The sequence below is a fragment of the Rhizobium sp. IBUN genome (assembly GCF_000510625.1).
Taxonomy (GTDB): Bacteria; Pseudomonadota; Alphaproteobacteria; order Rhizobiales; family Rhizobiaceae; genus Rhizobium; species Rhizobium altiplani.
The window spans coordinates 1-2,327 of record NZ_AZNV01000094.1; the positions used below are offsets into that span (position 1 = coordinate 1).

Here is a 2,327-nt window from a genome sequence, read left to right on the forward strand (position 1 = left end):
GTGATTTCGGTCACCAATGGAAGCTATACCGACGCTGCGGGTAACACTGGTGCCTCCGGAACCTCGGGCAACTACGCAGTCGATACCGTAGCGCCGACCGTGACTATCACGGAAACCCATAGTGGTGGATCGGGTACCTTCACCTTCACTTTCAGCGAGGCGGTATCCGGGTTTGATATCAATGACATCAGCTTTGGCAACAAGATTACGGGGTACTCCAGTCTCGTGCATGTCGCGCCGGATGGCTCGGGTCACGACGTCTATACTCTGGACTTCACTTACTCCACCGGCGGCAACTCCACTGCCAGGACCGCGACGGTCGCGGCTGGTAGTTACACGGATGCGGCGGGCAATAGCGGTTCCTCCGGGTCGTCGACGAACTTCTTTGCCCCCGCCGGCGCCTCCGGCGAGGAGATCAACCTCGCGCTCTCTGCTCCGGCGGATCACGCCGGCGCAGTCTCGCTCACCGTCGCGGGCCTTCCGGCCGGCTGGGTGTTGAGCGAGGGTACGCACAACGCCGATGGTACCTGGTCGGTGGTGACGAGCGATCCGTCGTCGCTGACGGTCACGTCGCCCGATGGCTACACCGGAGCGCTGGTGCTTCAGGTCAGCGAGAGCTGGACCAACGCGGACGGCACGACCGGTACGGCCTATATCGCCGACAACGTCGAGGCCTATGCCAAGGGTGCGCCGATCTTCGCCTGGTCGGGCGACGATACGCTCACCGCGTCGAGCGGCGACGACACGCTGGTGTTTGCCAACAAGATCGGCACCGACGTCGTCCACAGCTTCGATACGGCGCGTGACAAGATCGACCTGATCGGCTTTGCCGGTTTCTCGAGCTTCGCGGACGTTCTGGCCCACCTGTCGACCGACGCGTCGGGCAATGCCGTCATCACGCTCGGCGATGGCCAGACGATTACGCTGGCCGGCGTCACCGCGGCGTCTCTCTCCGCGGACGACTTCCTGTTCAACGAGACGCCGGTGACGCACAATACCGGCGACCTGGTGCTCAGCGACGGCTCGCTGATGCCGTTCAGCGGCACACTCGACAACACTGGCAGCATCCATATCGCCTCGACCGGCAGCGAGACGAATTTCGAAATCGTGCAGCACGGCCTGACACTGACCGGCGGCGGCACGGTCACGCTGTCCGACAATGCGGCGAACGTCATCTTCGGTAGCGCCGACACTGTCACGCTGACCAATGTCGACAACACGATCTCCGGCGCCGGCCAGCTTGGTGAAGGCCATCTGACCTTGGTCAATAAAGGCACGATCATTGCCGATGGCAGCGACGCACTGGTCATCGACACCGGTGACCACGCGGTGGTCAACACCGGTACGCTGGAGGCAACCGGTACCGGAGGCCTCGACGTGCACAGCAACATCGTCAATGACGGCCTGCTGTGGGCGAATGGCGGCAATCTCGATCTCGAGGGCAATGTCAGCGGCAACGGCGCGGTGCACCTGTCGGGTCACGCCGGCCTCGAAATCGGCGGCGCGTTCAGCCAGGCGATCGTCCTGGACACAGACGCCCAGTCCGCCATCACCATCGACCATGCGGCATCGTTCACTGGCACGTTCGCTGGCCTCGACGGCAATGACACGCTGCATTTCGGCGACATCTCGGCCGCGACCGCCAGCTTCTCCTATGCCGAAAACGCGGCGGGAACTGGCGGCCTGCTGACCGTCACTGACGGTACGCATACCGCCACCATCGGGCTCAACGGCGACTATTCTGCCGGCGATTTCTCGATCGGAAGCGACGGCGGTCTCGCCGAGATTGATTTCAGCGGGATTGGTCATCTATACGGCACCGAAGGCAGCGACACGCTGACCAGCGGCGGCGGTTACACGATGACTGGCGGGGCAGGGGCTGACACCTTCGTCCTCGACACCGACGCCTTGAAGGACGTGTCGATGGCCGACGTCATCACCGACTACAAGGCCAGTGAAGGCGATACGCTCGACGTCTCGAAGCTCCTCGACAGCCTGCTCGGCCACGAGGCGAGCGAGGCGGAAGCACTCGCCAGCGTCAAGACGACGGTGTCAGGCGTCGATACCGTGGTCAGCGTCAATGCCAATGGCGGCTGGCACGACGTGGCGGTTCTCCAGAACACCACGGAAGCGGTCAAGATCCTCTACGACGACAAGCACGACACGACGACGGCACCGCACGTCGGCTGATGTTCGGACAACCCGCAAAGGAAAAGGCGCCTCTCGGCGCCTCAGACCGCTGACAAACTCCTGGCTTGGTCCAGGGGTTTGTGATTCATTGGGACATGTTGAAGAAACCTGCTCCCACCCAGACGGCTCTTGAGATG

Annotated in this window: 1 protein-coding gene; it reads left to right on the top strand. The window is 62.9% G+C overall.

From position 1 onward, the window contains the following. Positions 1-2,190 (top strand): Ig-like domain-containing protein (locus RHIBUN_RS0132925; protein ID WP_025662881.1); only part of this gene is annotated, 2,190 nt, incomplete at its 5' end. Between the last annotated feature and the right edge of the window lie 137 nt (positions 2,191-2,327).